The following is a 14,091-nucleotide window of genomic DNA, read 5'->3' as shown; positions in this document are numbered from 1 at the left end:
TCGCCGCGCTCGTCACCGAGACGGTCGCCTGCCTGCCTGGTCGGCCACCGCATCTGCCCGGCACCCTGCACGACGAGGCGGGCGTCGCGGAGGCGGCACCGCCGATCGGGTGGTGGTACGGATCAGCTGCGGGTGGACCAGCGCTGGTTCTGTTGCCCGTTGCAGGCCCAGAGGAGGAGCTTGGTGCCGTTCGCGGTGCCGGCGCCGCTGGCGTCGAGGCAGAGCCCGGACTGGACGCCGGTGATGGTGCCGTTGGAGTTGATGTTCCATTGTTGGTTGGTGCCGCCGTGGCAGTCCCAGATGATGGCCTGGGTGCCGTTGGTGGTGCCCTGGCCGCTGGCGTCGAGGCACTTGTTGCCCAACACCTGCAGTTGTTTGCCGGCGGTGTGGGTCCAGCGTTGGGCGGTGTTGCCGGTGCAGTCCCAGAGTTGGACCTGGGTGCCGTTGGTGGTGCTGCCGTTCGGCACGTCCACGCACCGGTTGGACTGGGCGCCGACGACCTGGACGTTCTGCTGCGGATTGCCACCGGTCGGGGCGTACCCGGCAGCGGCGATGTTCGCCTGCACCGCGTCCTCGGTCGCCGCGGTCGGGTAGCCGGAGGTCAGCACGCCCTCGTAGAAGGTGCCGCGGGCGGTGTTGCTGTTGTCGCCGCCGATGCCGAGCAGGATGGCGCCCTCCTTCTTCATCGGGTGGTAGCCGTTGGGGCGTCGTCCGTCGAAGTAGTTGGTCAGGCCGCCGGACTGCGCGTTGCCGCCGCGGATCGCCCAGTGGTTCGGTTCGCCCTTGACGATGGCGGTCACGAAGCGGTGGTTGATGGGCGCCATGGGGTTGTATCGCGGGTTCACTCCGGAGAAGAGTCCCCATTCCATGTCCATCATGATCCAGGGGCCGTTGCCGTCGCCGTAGCCCCACACTTTGTTGTTGCCGAAGTAGATGGTCTCCATGATGCCGATGTCGTCGGCCATGGCGTTCGTCTGCGCGTTGCCGTAGTCGAAGCAGCACCCGTTGTTGTAGTGCGTGCCGTCGAGGACGGCGTAGATGCCTTCGGGCTGGTCGCCGGTCGCGATGCCGTTGGTGTTGTTGTTGCGGTAGCCGGTGCCGGGGGCGATGTAGACGCCGTAGGCCTTCTGGCCGCCGATGGTGATCGGGGCCGCCTTCGCGTCGGCAAGGTTGTCCGATCCGTCGGGACGTGGGCCGGGCACGCCGCCGCCGAGCGCCCGGGTGAGGCGGTTGTTCCGGCCGGACTGGTCGTAGATGATCGTGATAACGCAGTTCGTGTTGGCGCAGAACGAGTCCTGCGCGGCGGCGTTGACGACACCGCCCGCGCCCAGCACACCGATGTCCTGGGTGGCGTTGTCCGACGAGCGTTGGACCTGGTAGAGCGGGCCGTTGTACGCGCCGTACAGCGCCCGGGTGGTGCTGTGCGCGGCGACGCACGGGGTGCCGCCCGATGCGTAGATGTCGCACGGTCCCGTGCCGGCGGCGCGGGCGACACCCGGCGCGTCCGAGACCACGTAGATGCTGGCGCCGACAGCGAGAACCAGCAGGGTTCCCGTCGCGGCGAGCAGACGACTCAGTCGTCTCTTCACATTCATCGGATCCTCTCGGCGGTGTGGTGGAGCGTGGTGGTGGCGGGTTGAGCCTGTGTTGCCGGACCGATCCAGTTCGATACGGTTGGTGCCGTGGGCGGCGGTGGTTCGAGCCTCGTCTACCGACCCAGACCGACGTCACACGTCATACCTGTTGACATTAATGCCCGTCCATTCGTCGCGCCACCGTTCGCGGGCCGTCGCATCCGACCCGGTCGACGCCCCGCTGGCCGGGGAACTTGCTGACTCGGGGCTTGGGTTTCCGGACGGATATGCTCGGCAGGGAAGAGGGTGCGTGCCCGTTTCGGGGCAAGAATCGATTCGAGGGCGCGGCATGAACATCGGGGAGATCGCCCGCCGGGCGGGGGTGTCCCGCAGCACCGTCCCCTACGTCCTGAGCGGGAAACGGACGTCTCGGAGGGGACCCGGCAGCGGATCCAGGCGGTCATCGACGAGCTGGACTACCGACCGAACGCCAGCGCCCGCGCGCTCAAGGAGGGACGCACCCGCACCCTCGGGCTGGTGATCCCCCCGGCCAGCCAGCGGTTGACCGACATGCAGCTGGGCTTCGTCGCCAGCGTCGTCGAGGCGGCCGCGCGCCACGACCTCGACGTGCTGCTGCCCCGTCCGGGGGCGACCACGACCGGTCGTTCGAGCGGATCTGCACCGGAGCCGTACGCCGGCCAGTAGGGCTATGTCGTGTCGGTTCGGGCTTCGAGGTAGTGGGTCCAGTCGCGGCTGGTGAGGCGGTTCCACTTTTCGGTGGTGCCGGCGCTCATACCGAGGAGGTCGGCGAGCACGGCGGCGGGGATGTCAGCGGCGAGGTCGAGCATGGCGGCGTTGCGGCCGAGGTGGGCTGTGATCCCGTTGCGGGTGAGAGTTCGGCTGAGTGCTTGCAGGGTGATCGGTGTGGTGGCTGGCCGGCCGGGGAAGAGCAGGTGCGGCTCGTGGTTGGGGAGGGCTGGGATCGAGGCTGGCCGGCTGCGGTCGTTGATGAGCTTGGCGACGATCGCCGCGACCTTCGGTGGCAGCGGGATTGGTTGCTTGCCGAACGTGATGGCGGTTGGAGCGTCCTTGCCGAAGGTGATGTCGGTCGTGGTCAGGTTGAGCACGCGTGTGAGTGTGATGCCGAAGAGTAGGACCAGGGCGCCGGCGACGCGGGCTTTGGTGGGCATCGTGGTGTCGTCGAGGCATCGGCGCAGCTGCGTCCAGCGCTGCTCGTCGGTGAGGAAGCGGCTGGGCAGGCTGGAGGGCCGGTTCGGAACGTCGAGCGCGGTGGTCAGGCGACGTTGGTTGGTCCATTTGATGAATGGTCGCAGGTGCCGGGCAGCTGGTCCGGTATCGATCCATCGGTCGATGTGCTGCTGGTTGATCGTTGCCAGGGTGAGGCTGTGCGTGTCGAGCCAGGCGAGGAACGCGGCGGCGATGTGGATGTAGCGGCGGTCTTTGGCTGCGGCTTGGGCGGTGCGCGAGCCGAATTGGTGTGAGCGGCGCCGGGCGCGGTGCAGCACGTGCCAGAGGCCGAACGGCTGAACGAGCTGACGGTGCTCGGGGGGTAGCTCGGTGAGGGTCTGCTTGAGCCAGGTCCGGGTGCGCTCGAGATGCTCGTCGCGGGTCGGGAGCACGTCGGCGAGGACGAGCAGTTTGCGGAGGTAGTGCAGGTGCTGGACGGCGGGGAGCTCGTCGAGGAGTTCATGGCTGAGGTCGTCGGGGTGGGCGGCGAGGAAGGCGAAGAGCGTGCAGGTGCGGGGCCGTCGGATCCAGGTGAGGACGGATTCGGGGCGGTCGGTGTTGGTGAGTGCGGCGCGCAGCGGTCGCAACTGGGCCGCGATCGTGCCGTGATCATCGGTGAGGAGGTCGCTGACTCGTTCGTCGAGCACGCACCAGGCGCAGCGCTGATCGGCGAAGGTGTGGCCGGCTCGTCCGCATCCGGTGCAGGTGTAGTCGCGTGCTCCGGCGCACGGGCCGCAGATCCGAGCGCCGCCGGCGTCGGTGCCGGTCAGCACGCGGGTCTCGGCGCAGTTCGGGCAGCGCGCTGGGTGTTTGCGGATGGTGTTGTAGCAGGACGAGCAGACCGGGCCGATCGGCCAGACGGCTTGAACGGTGCGGCGCTGCTGGCAGCCGGCGCACTGACGCTGTGGACGTGGAAGGCAGCCCTCGCAACGGAACCCGCTATGAGGCGTCTTGCGGCCGGGGCGGAATCGTCCGCATCTGCTGCAGGTGCCTTCCGCGCCGCGGTAGCAGCCGTTGCACAGATCTGACTGGTCCGTGGTCGCGCGCCGGTCGATGAGGCGTGAGCGCCCGCATCGGCCGCAGACACGTCGTGGTCGATGCCTTTCGCGGTAGCAGGCTGGACATACCGGTCCGGCATCAGTGATCTTCTGGGTCCGTGCGAGCGCGCCGCAGTCGGCGCAGGCGCGCAAGGGCCTACCCTGAGCCTGGCAGCGTTGACAGCGCAGCGAACCGTCGTTTTTGCATATGATCAGGCGCTGGACCCGGCCGCACCGCGTGCACGGGCCGACGCGTTCCGGGTCAGGATTGCGGCGCCGGCAGTTGCCGCAGATCCCGGTCTGCGTGCCGGCGTGCGTGATCCGCTTGATCTCCTTGCAGAGCTCGCACCGGCGAACGTAACGCCGGTGCGAGCACGGAGTGCAGATCCGTCCGTCGTCCTGCCGATGCGACAACACGCGCGTTCGCCGGCCGCACGCGGCGCAGGCGGTTGGCGGAGCGTCGTAGCCCTCGACGTCGAGGATCGCGAACAGCTTCAGCAGCTGCAGCGGCCCGTTGCTGGCAGGAGTGATCCCGTGCGCGCTGAGGTGATCCTTCAGGGCCCAGAGGGACACCGGGGCCGTGACTCGCGCGGCCTCCATTGCCGCGTGAGCCGTGCTCGGGGTCAGCCCGGGGACCAGGGCGGTCAGCCGGGCGACGACCCGGTCGGCGAGGAAAGGGTCGGGCTCGCGGCGTTGGCGGATGCGGGTCATGGCGCCGGCTCTGGGCGGCGGATGGTGCTGCGCCGTGCGGTGGGCGCCGGCCCGCCGGCCGTCGCTGTCTTGCGGGTGCGTTCCTCGGTTGCTTCGACCTCGATGAGGTCGTTGGGCTGGCAGCCCAGGATGTCGCACAACGCGGCGAGCGTCTCCATGCTCAACCGTTGTGGCGGCTGGGTCACCAGCCGGAACACCTGCTCACGTGACAGATGGACGCCTCGCTCGGCCAGCAGTGGCACCAACTCGGTAGTCGCGAACAAGCCCCGTTCGGCCATGCGCAGCCGCAGCTGCCAACGGATCCCCATCGTCTTCACGTGAGCTTCCCGCCCCAGAGATCATCCTTGTGCTGCTCCAACTTGCGGTTGATCAAGCGGGTCCGGTACTCGTCGGAGACGCCGCTGTAGATGGCGGTGGTCGAGGCGTAGGCGTGCCCGGCCTGGTCCTGCACGAACTTCTCCGGATAGCCGAACTCGATCAAGTGCGTGACGTAGCTGTGCCTGAGGCAGTGCAGGTCCAGCTCCGACGGCAAGCAGGCAAGGTCGCGCACCTCGGCGAAGGCGAAGTTCAATCGGCGCAACGACATCCGGCCGCCTCGCTCGGTTACCCACAGCGCTGGATGAGCCTCGCCGACGATCCGCGGCCGGACATCGCTGAGATACTGGTCCAGCACCGGCACGATCCAGTCCATCTCCGGGACGGTGAGCACGGTGCGCCGCTTGGGTGGACTACCCCGCGACGACTTGCCCCACCGCACGAACACCGCACCGAACTGCCCCATCCTCTTGGCCTTCGGGTTGTGGCGGAAGTCCGACTCGTCCAGCCCGCACGCCTCAGCCCGGCGCAGGCCGAAGGCGTAAACCGTCTTGAGCACCGCCGCGTCGCGCAACGCCGCCAGGACGCCCTTGCGCTGATGCGTACGGATCTGTTCGACACGGCCGTCGGCTGCGTCGAACAGCGTCTGCACCTCGTCGTAGGTGAGGGGCCGCCGACCCGGCTGACCATCAGACTCCGTCACGTGCACGATCGAGTTCCACTCGTGCAGGATCTGCGCCGGCGCGCGGCCGAATCGCCGCAAGCACTCGCCCGCCCAGCCGTAGCGAGTGTCGGTGACGAAGTCGCAGAACATCCGCAGCGTGGTCTGGTAGCTCCTAGCCGTCGACACGGTGATGGGCCGCGGACCGGCCGAACGCAGGTAATCGAAGAACGCCTCGACCTCGGCCGGCTCCCACTCCCACGGATACTGGTTGGTGTAACGGTGAAACCGACGCACCGTCAACACCCGGCCCGCGATCGTCGACGCCTTCAAAAACCGCGTGCGCTGCTGACGCTGCCAGCCCTCCAACATCGCGTCGAAGACCGCGGTGGCCGGATCGAGATACGCCACCCCTGATGCCAACGTCAGGTGCACCGCTCCAGCCAGATCCACTGCTCGCTCCACGTTGCACTCAACGCAACATCGATGCGCCGGTTACGCAGCCCGCGCGGCATACCCTGACGAGCACGCAACCTGCCAGAATGCTCCCGCCACCGTGCTGAGACCGAAAGGTCGAATGGTTGCATCCAATGCAACTCGGCCCATTCTTTGCCGGCGTTGGAGATGTCCTGGCACGGGAACCCGGCGGTGAGGACGTCGACGGACTCGACGCGGGTCCAGTCGACGGTGCGGATGTCGCCGAGGTTAGGTACGCCGGGCCAGTGGTGGGCGCAGACGGTGCGGGCGTGCCGGTCGGTGTCGGCGTACCAGGTGAGCTGGCCGCCGAGCACCAGCTCGACGGCCATGTCGAGGCCGCCGTAGCCGGTGCACAGCGATCCGATGCGGGGGGCGGTGGTGTGGGCAATGCTCACGTCACCTCCCCGTGCCGGCGTCGCCTGTCACCGGCTCGCCGTGTGGGCAGGACCAGGGGCCACAGCCAGGCGCTTCTGCGGGTTGGGGACGTGGGCGCAGCCGCACCTCGTCGAGGGGCACTCGCTGGCTGTGCAGGAAGAACTGGCCGCGCAAGGGGTGTCCGTCCGCGTTGGCCCGGGCGGAACCGTTGCGGATGGACCGGTCGAAGGCGACGGCGTCCGCCCACTCCTGCGGGCTGTGCTCGCGCAGGGCGAACCAGAAGCCATCGTCGTGGAACGGGCAGCCCACTTCCCTGTCAAGCTCCAGCGTGTTGTGGCGCCGGTCCTGTCCGACAGACGATCTGGTAGTTACCGCCTCGACACAGAAGCCAAGGAACTCCGGCCGTGCACAGTCGCGTGGAGTGCCTGGCGCGCCGATGCTGCGGCGTCTGCTTTCAGCCTTGGCGTCGTCCCCTCGACTGTTACGGTCCACGTCGTGGAACGGGCAGACTTCTGGCGCCTCGTCGAAGGTGCTCGCGTTGAGGCGGGCAGCGACACCGAACGCGTAGCGCAAGTGCTCCTTCGTTGCCTGCGAGACCTGAGTCCGACCGAGATTGAGCAGTTCCAGGAACTGTGGGAGCAGGCCCAGGACGAGCTCTACTGCTGGCCGGTCCATGACGCCGCAACGTTGCTGCTGGGACCGCTGGATGACGACGCCCTGCTCGCAGTGCAGGACTGGATCGTGTCCCACGGGAGGCGCACCATGCGGCGCGTTCAGGAGGATCCCGACAGCCTTGTCGAATTGGTACGGGATCGACACAACGCTCGCATCGACTGGTTCTGCGGTCTCGCCATGGAGGCGCACATCGCCGCAACTGGGCGTCCCTTCAACGTCGATCGGGCTGACGGACCCGACGAACCTGCGGGAACTCCGGCCGAGATGACCGACGAGACCCGTGTAAGGCAGCAGTTCCCCAGGTTGACGGCCTACCTCGACGACAATCCATGGATAAAACGGGCGTGGGATGGCGCTGCGGCTTGACTCACGCGTCACCCAGCGGGGGAGCATTTCTGACGATCCAGGACAGTTCCAGGGGCTGCCGTCGTCCCATCTGTCAGCAACCGGTGTCGAGGTGGTGGGCGGATGGTAGGGCAACCAGGCGGCTTAAAGAACAGGATTACGCAGCAGCCGACTCAAGCCGTTTACTGCAATTGCTGAATGGTGTCATCGGCCGCGAGTCGCATCGACACGTTACCGCGCTACGCGACTCACGACCGATTCGCATTCGCGGGCGGTCACGCCCAGATTGGTCTTGACTGCCTGTCCCCTTACCGACGGCTAACCTCGCACGTGCAGGCCGAAGCCCTTGCGGCCTGGCATTTCCAGGCCCTCCTTCAACCGTAGTGACGGGATCTCGTAGTCACCGAAGTTCTGGCGCCGGAAAGGAATCGGCTCGGTCGTCTCCAGCGACAGCAGCCGCTCCTTCCACGCCTTCGAGGCGTCCTCGAAGGCGCCGCCGGTGATCCTGTCGGTGCCGTACAGCACGAACGGTGGTAGCACCACCACGCCCGGGTAGTACAGGATCCCGTGGTGGATCGGGAACAGCAGGTCCTCGATCGGGCCGTTGATCCCGCGGTCGGTGTAGTGGGACTCCGGGCCCCCGACGGTCACCGACAGGATCGCCCGCCGCCCCTGCAACGTCCCCTCACCGAAACGCTCGCCGTACCGGGTCTCGTCGTGCACCCCGACGCCGTACGCGAAGCGGAAGGAAAACACCCGGTCCACCCAGCCTTTGAGAATCGCCGGCATCGTGTACCACCACATCGGGAACTGGAAGATCACCGTGTCGGCCCACAGCAGCTTCTCCTGCTCGGCCGCCACGTCGGCCGTGAGCGCGCCGGCGTCGGTCGCCCCGCCCGAACTTGGTATCACCTGCAGCGGGCTCGTGGCGTGCTCGCCGAAGTCCGCCGCGTCCACCACGGCCTTCCAGTTCATCGCGTACAGGTCACTCACCCGCACCTCATGCCCGGCGGCTTCGAGCGTGGACACGGCGAGGTCCTTCAGCGAGCCGTTCAGCGAACGCGGCTCGGGGTGGGCGTAGACGATGAGCGTCTTCATGGCTGTTCCCTTCAACGAGGTGTGTCTCCCCAGATGCTCAGCCCCCGAGGCCGCGTCATTCAGGGGCGGCTCTTCCATCGGACGGGACTTCCTGGTAACGGCAGGACCACCTTCACGCGCGTTACCCGAGCCATACTGGGGGCATGGACGATCTCGCGGGCTTCCTGCGCACCCGGCGCTCCCGGATCGACCCTTCCGCCGTCGGAATCCCCACCGACAGCCGCCGCCGCGTCGAAGGGCTGCGCCGCGAAGAGGTCGCGCACCTGTCCGGGGTCAGCGTCGACTACTACGTACGCATGGAGCAGGGCCGCGCCACCCAGCCCTCCGAACAGGTTCTCGACGCGCTCGTCCGCGTCCTCGGCCTCGACGAGACCGAACGCGGGCACCTGTACCGGCTGGCTCGGCAACGCCGCCGCCGCGTGAAGTCGCCCAGCGGGCGCCTGCGGCCGGAGCTACTGCGCGTACTCGACCTGGTCACCGACGCGCCCGCCCTGATCATGGACCACCGCCTGGACGTGGCAGCCGGGAACCGCCTCGCCAAGCTCCTCTACGGCCGGGAGATGCCGGGCTTGAACACCGCCCGACACATCTTCCTCGAGGAGGCCGAGCGCGGCCTGTACGCCGACTGGGAGAAATGCACCCTCGACGTGGTCGGGCACCTGCGCCTGGCGGCCGGGAAGCACCCCGATGACCCACGCCTGGCCTCGCTCATCGGCGAGCTGGCAATGGGCAGCGAGCGCTTCCGCCGCCTCTGGGCCCGCGCGGACGTGAGCGCCCGCACCCATGGACGCAAGGCGTACCGGCACCCGCTGGTCGGACTACTGGAACTGCACCAGGAGAACTTCGCACTGCCGGATGAATCAGGCATGGAGCTGCTAGTCCTGTCGGCGGCATCGGGGAGCTCCACCGAAGACGGGCTACGCCTGCTGAGCGCGCTTAGTAGGGACGGGAATTCCACAGGGAAAGGCTCACGGGTAACGAATGCGTCATGAGCCGCAATAAGCCGTTTCGGCGGCGATGATGGTCGACCATATCCTCGCGGATGCGTCTGGCAGTGCCTGCGCGCGACCCCTCGTGCATTTAGCGGTCAGTGTATGCGGAAGATCGCTCCAATAGTCAAGGTGCAATTACGAAGCCGGTATCGAGGAGAGGCCAACCCATCGCGCCCGCCGCGACATCCGCGCAAACCCTTGCTCCTGCGGCATTCAGGTGATGCACCCAGGACACCGAGAAGCTTTCGACGAATTCGATTCATACCTACTTTGCGGTGCGCGATAGTTGGCGGGCGACACGCTCATCTGCCGCCGAGCGGGCGCCCCGTTCCGTGACGTCGCGGGGTGGGGCGGACGCCCGGCCGATGAGCGTATGTTGGGAGCAGCGAAGGGCGGATCGCCGTGATCCCGACACTGATCTTGTTCGGCCTTGTATTCGGACGCTGGTGGCGGTTGTCGCTCATCGCCGCCGCTCTGGGGTGGCCAGTCCTGCTCGCCGCCGACGACGTGATGAGTGTCGGGCCGGGGTTGCTCGGCGCGTCTGGGCTCGCCATAGCCAACACCGGCGTCGGCGTGTTGATTCATCAGGGCATCCTGCGGATGATGCGCGTGCTGAGAACCGAGCAGGACCGTTAACGAGGCAGTCCGGTCGGTGATGCGGCTGTCTGGGCCGCCAGAGGTCAGCCGGTCGGTGCGGCACCGGTCCGGTCCGGTCCCGCAGAACGCTTCCACGGGCAACGACCCCGAGAACGCACGGCATCTGACGCTGATCGCGCGACTCGCGCCGCGTTCGGCACGGCCGTCCGCGCAGCCGGCGAACTGGCGTTCGGGGCTCAGGCTCTGATCCGGATGCTCAGCTGAGCGCCAAGCTGACGGAATCCCAGCGCCCGCGCCACTCGGCGCGACGGTTCCGGTCGAGCCCGCCACTGCGGCAGCAGATGGTTCGCCAAACCGTCCGCGACTGCTACGGAGGCAACGGCACGCGCCAGCCCGCGCCCACGTTCATTCGGCTTAGTAAGTACGCACATGTGGGCCACCAGCCCCGGCCAGCGCCGGTAGCCAGCCGCCGCGACAACGTGATTCCCGCGGCGCACCACGAACGCGTCGGAGGTGATGTCGGCCAACCCGCATTCGTCGGCGTCGTTCGCCGTGACAGAGGCCAGAAGCGTGGCGAGATCGGCATGTTCTCCAGGGACCACATCCACAGTATCGAGTCCGGCCGGCTGGAAGTCGCGCTCATCGAGATAGGCCAGGCTCGCCGGACCCAGCACCTCAGCGACCGGCAGGACGGCGCGCAGCCGGTCAGAGTCGGTCAGAACCCCGACGGGCAACCCGTGCAGCACCTTGCGCACGATCCCCGCCCAACTGCCCGCCGGCACGGTGACGATGGCGGCGTCGCCCAACGCGACGATCCCGACCCAGCCCGGTGGACAAAGCAGCGACCTGGCCGAGACGGCTACTTCAACGCCCCCATCAGCGGGGAAGGCCATCGGAACGCCAGCCATCTCGACCCAGAGCTCCCGAGCCCGAGCGAGCAACCGATCATGGGCCATGGACGTATCCTCGCGCCTGGCCCAGTGTTCACGCCACCCAGTTCGCAGCCGTCAGGGTCGGCGCCCTCTTCTTAGCCACGATCCGCGCACCCTGACGACGGCAACGGCCTCGCGATCGGCGGCTGGCAACGTGACAACCGGCTAGCGGAAGTAGTAGAACCGTCCTCCGCCAGCCTCGATCTCAGGCACAGACGTGAAGTACAGGCGGAAGCTCGGCAGCGCTTCGGCGGGATAACCCCTTTTAGCAAGAACGGCCCGTGCGCGTTCCTCCAATGCGGGGGCCTCCTCACGAGCGGCCTGGGCCTCCTCGACCATGGAAAAGATCAACCACGCCCGCATCTCTTCAGAACTGCCGTCGAACGACGGAATGACCTCAAGGTCCACGACATGGTGCCCCGAGTCCTTGAACGCTTCGGCCGTCAGGGCCTCGGCGACCAGCCTGCCGATCCGGAAGTGATTGATCCCCACCACGAAGCCCATCTCACCACCCCTGCCTGCGTGTGGCTACTGAGGAGCTCGATCGGGACCCCCTTACCGGCGCGGCAACATCCGCTTCTGCCGCCATCAGGAAGGGCTATCGCACGCGGTTCCAGAGCGGTGTTGCGGCCAACGCGTCCAGAACGGTTCGTTCAAGGGCTACCGCGGCCAGCCTGTCTGCAGTGGTGGTCCAACGGAGGTGCAGGTCGGCCCACCGCATGGCGTCTTGGGCCCAGACGGCAGCGCGCTTCGGCTGACCGGCGAGGAGTTCCTTGAGGCGCACCTGCACAAAAGCTGGATCGGCGAGTGCTCGATCCAGCACAGCTTCCCCCAGTCCACTGACCGCAGCCTTCCCGCGGCGGTACACCGTCAGCCGTCCTCGCAGTCCCTGACCGCGGCGCTCGCCGGCCATCCCTACGTACACGCAATCACCGTCGGCTCCCTGCCGAGCAAGGTAAGCGCCAGGAAGTTGCGGTGCCGAGACAGCCGCATCGTCAAACGGCAACCAGGGTGACCAAGAAGCGAGGGAAACAACTACGTCTTCATCTGGCACCAGACCAGCATGCCGCAAGCGGATCGACACAGATCTAGCAGGAGCACCCTCAAGTAGCCGCAAAGTCCGCGCGGCGGCGGGTCGTCTGCGAGCTACGCAGCATAACGACTCCAGCTGGCCCACGCGCCTCCCGCAGGAACGGTAGCGGTGCCTCATCTGACCGACCGATTGTCCCGGCGAGTGTCGCGGCGGGCAGTGGCACGTACGAGCGCAGCTCGGTCACCCAAGACCGGGAACTCCGCGTTGCAGGCGGCATCACGACGGTGAGTGCACACAGCGGCGGCCAGACACACCAACGTCCACAGGGCCACCCACACTCGAGCGCGGCGACGTCACATGACGCCGACGAGCCGCGGCGCGGGTGTCAGATTGAGGCGGCCTACGGCGTCGCGCAGGTCCCCTGGCCAGATCCACAACCGGTACTCCGGGTCGATGTCAACGTAGTCCTCGGGGCCGTACAGGACCCGCGTGCGCATATCAGCGCAGTACCGCTCGCGCCACGACCGCTCGTCGACCGTGAGCGGCTGGTCGGCGACCTTCTTGCGGGTGATCTGGAACAGCTTCTCCATCGCCCGGTACTCGTAAGCCAGCAGGGTCTCGGGATCGGCCCAGATTCCGGCGCGTGTGGTCCGGGCGTCGGCAGCCGCCTGGATCAGCAGGGCCAGATCCTCAGCGCCGGGAACGGACGGGTAGATCACGAACGCCGCCGCCCAACCCGCGGTGACAAGGTCGAGGTTGAACGTGGGCCGCTGGTGCTTGGGGATCTCCCGGCGTTCCTTCTCGCTGTAGTCCGGGGCGACGTAGGCCAGCAGGCGGTGGTTGGTGTCGAACGGGCTGTCGGCGGTGCGGATGAAGATCGCCCGCGGGGTGCCGCTCGGCCGGGTCAGGCGGGTGGTGATGTTCTGCTTGCCGAACGCGGAGGCGGCCTGGCCTTGGGTGAAGTGCAGGCTTCCCGCCCGCCCGGTCGCCAGCTTGGGAAGCAGGAACTCCGCCAGGCCGGGATCGATGGGCGCTTTGCCCTGCCCGATCCACTCCGCGAGCTGCGCGAACTCCTGGTCGATCGCGCTGGCCCGCTGCGCGCTGCGGGCGGTGACCTCGGGAGTATCCACCGAAAGCATCCGCACCGGCATCCGCAGATTCGGGGTGTCCCCGTCGGTGACATCGACCAAGGCGCGGGACCCCAGCGACGGCATGCTCTCCCCCGCTGGCGACCAGAAAATCTGCACAGGCTCGATCACGGGTCGCCTCCAACACCTGACCGCCGTAAGGCGTGCTATCACCGGCAAGTTCACCACGACCCGCGCGGGCAGCCAACGCAGTGGTAGAAACCCGACCACGAGGTCACGTCCTCGTCGGGTATAGAGGCCTGGGTGAGCGGCGGAACAGCGACCGCACGGTCTACCCCGACGGTGGCGCGCGATGCCCGGCTGGTTCTGGTCATGCTGCTCGGTGCCCTCGTTGAGGTTCCCCCGGTAGCTCGGGGGCTTCGGGCTACGCCGTGCAGGCCGGTCAGGTGAATGCCCAGGCCCCAGACTCCTATTCACTCCTCCTGCACGTACCGGCTACCGTGACTGCGGCGTCATTGCCCAGGCAGCGCTCAGGAGAACGAGGAGACTCGAACCCAGTACAACCTCTTGTTGAGCCTCGTTCAAGGCTTGTCATTGCTTGTCAAAACCCCTTGTTACCGACAGTAACCGAATCAAGCTTGTCATTGCTTGCCGAAAGTGGCCGCTGAGCTGCGGAGACACCGCCCGGCGTAGATCTTGTACCAACCGGACCTGCGGCAGCCCGTCCTCGGTCAACACGATCGTCACCGGGACATTCACGCGGTGGCGGTCTCTCGGTGGTCTCGCGCAACGTACGGTGCGCGGGACTTCGCAGGATGGCTGCATCGGGTCCGGGCACCCGACGATGGCAGGCTTCAGCCGCTGGACCCCGTCGGCGTCGACTGGCCACGACCAGTCCATGTCCCACGGCTCCTCCCACGGCGGGTGGAAGCA

General features: G+C 67.4%; 14 protein-coding genes. 4 read left to right on the top strand and 10 right to left on the bottom strand.

Going from position 1 to position 14,091, the window contains the following annotated elements; translation table 11 throughout:
• Window positions 1–122 precede the first annotated feature (122 nt).
• Window positions 123–1,595, bottom strand: coding sequence for an arabinofuranosidase catalytic domain-containing protein (locus AB0F61_RS32835; protein ID WP_357817880.1), 1,473 nt, complete (start codon window positions 1,593–1,595; stop codon window positions 123–125).
• Between the two features lie 516 nt (window positions 1,596–2,111).
• Here AB0F61_RS32835 and AB0F61_RS32830 point away from each other — a divergent pair.
• Complete coding sequence (locus AB0F61_RS32830) at window positions 2,112–2,279, top strand: hypothetical protein (protein ID WP_357817878.1); 168 nt, start codon at window positions 2,112–2,114, stop codon at window positions 2,277–2,279.
• Window positions 2,280–2,281: 2 nt separating this feature from the next.
• Here AB0F61_RS32830 and AB0F61_RS32825 read toward each other — a convergent pair whose 3' ends face one another.
• From AB0F61_RS32825 to AB0F61_RS32805, 5 genes are read right to left on the bottom strand one after another with little or no spacing between them, the layout of a single operon-like run.
• A complete protein-coding gene (locus tag AB0F61_RS32825) occupies window positions 2,282–4,570 on the bottom strand; it encodes a hypothetical protein (RefSeq protein ID WP_357817874.1) in 2,289 nt (762 codons plus the stop codon).
• Window positions 4,567–4,878, bottom strand: coding sequence for a helix-turn-helix transcriptional regulator (locus tag AB0F61_RS32820; protein ID WP_357104827.1), 312 nt, complete (start codon window positions 4,876–4,878; stop codon window positions 4,567–4,569). Before AB0F61_RS32820 ends, AB0F61_RS32825 begins: the two co-directional genes overlap by 4 nt.
• Before the next feature lie 5 nt (window positions 4,879–4,883).
• Window positions 4,884–5,918: a tyrosine-type recombinase/integrase gene (locus AB0F61_RS32815; RefSeq protein WP_357817884.1), complete on the bottom strand. Its 1,035-nt coding sequence runs from the start codon at window positions 5,916–5,918 to the stop codon at window positions 4,884–4,886.
• 53 nt (window positions 5,919–5,971) lie between these two features.
• Window positions 5,972–6,418, bottom strand: coding sequence for a DNA cytosine methyltransferase (locus AB0F61_RS32810; RefSeq protein ID WP_357817872.1), 447 nt, complete (start codon window positions 6,416–6,418; stop codon window positions 5,972–5,974).
• A gap of 1 nt (window position 6,419) precedes the next feature.
• Window positions 6,420–6,707 carry a hypothetical protein gene (locus AB0F61_RS32805; RefSeq protein WP_357817869.1) on the bottom strand — a complete coding sequence of 96 codons (288 nt, stop codon included), beginning with the start codon at window positions 6,705–6,707 and terminating at the stop codon, window positions 6,420–6,422.
• A 186-nt stretch (window positions 6,708–6,893) separates the two neighbouring features.
• Here AB0F61_RS32805 and AB0F61_RS32800 point away from each other — a divergent pair, with 186 nt between their 5' ends.
• On the top strand, window positions 6,894–7,439 hold the full coding sequence (locus AB0F61_RS32800) for a DUF4240 domain-containing protein (RefSeq protein WP_357817868.1): 546 nt from the start codon (window positions 6,894–6,896) through the stop codon (window positions 7,437–7,439).
• Between the two features lie 297 nt (window positions 7,440–7,736).
• On the opposite strand, the gene AB0F61_RS32795 is transcribed toward AB0F61_RS32800, so the two are convergent.
• Window positions 7,737–8,516 carry an NAD(P)H-dependent oxidoreductase gene (locus AB0F61_RS32795; protein ID WP_357817865.1) on the bottom strand — a complete coding sequence of 260 codons (780 nt, stop codon included), beginning with the start codon at window positions 8,514–8,516 and terminating at the stop codon, window positions 7,737–7,739.
• 143 nt (window positions 8,517–8,659) lie between these two features.
• On the opposite strand from AB0F61_RS32795, the gene AB0F61_RS32790 reads away from it, so the two are divergent.
• Both AB0F61_RS32790 and AB0F61_RS32785 read left to right on the top strand, forming a co-directional pair.
• On the top strand, window positions 8,660–9,508 hold the full coding sequence (locus AB0F61_RS32790) for a helix-turn-helix transcriptional regulator (RefSeq protein WP_357817862.1): 849 nt from the start codon (window positions 8,660–8,662) through the stop codon (window positions 9,506–9,508).
• A 402-nt stretch (window positions 9,509–9,910) separates the two neighbouring features.
• Window positions 9,911–10,144, top strand: a complete 234-nt coding sequence (locus tag AB0F61_RS32785; protein WP_357111728.1) for a hypothetical protein — start codon at window positions 9,911–9,913, stop codon at window positions 10,142–10,144.
• Window positions 10,145–10,341: 197 nt separating this feature from the next.
• On the opposite strand, the gene AB0F61_RS32780 is transcribed toward AB0F61_RS32785, so the two are convergent.
• The 3 genes from AB0F61_RS32780 to AB0F61_RS32770 form a co-directional block, all read right to left on the bottom strand.
• Window positions 10,342–11,061, bottom strand: coding sequence for a GNAT family N-acetyltransferase (locus tag AB0F61_RS32780; protein WP_357817859.1), 720 nt, complete (start codon window positions 11,059–11,061; stop codon window positions 10,342–10,344).
• A gap of 141 nt (window positions 11,062–11,202) precedes the next feature.
• The gene (locus AB0F61_RS32775) at window positions 11,203–11,541 is read right to left on the bottom strand and encodes a hypothetical protein (RefSeq protein WP_357817857.1); all 339 of its coding nucleotides are present in this window, start codon (window positions 11,539–11,541) and stop codon (window positions 11,203–11,205) included.
• 882 nt (window positions 11,542–12,423) lie between these two features.
• The gene (locus AB0F61_RS32770; protein WP_357817854.1) at window positions 12,424–13,329 is read right to left on the bottom strand and encodes a thermonuclease family protein; all 906 of its coding nucleotides are present in this window, start codon (window positions 13,327–13,329) and stop codon (window positions 12,424–12,426) included.
• Between the last annotated feature and the right edge of the window lie 762 nt (window positions 13,330–14,091).

The sequence above is a fragment of the Micromonospora sp. NPDC023888 genome (assembly GCF_040639415.1).
Lineage (GTDB): Bacteria > Actinomycetota > Actinomycetes > Mycobacteriales > Micromonosporaceae > Micromonospora.
This window is presented reverse-complemented; position numbering and strand designations above follow the sequence as displayed.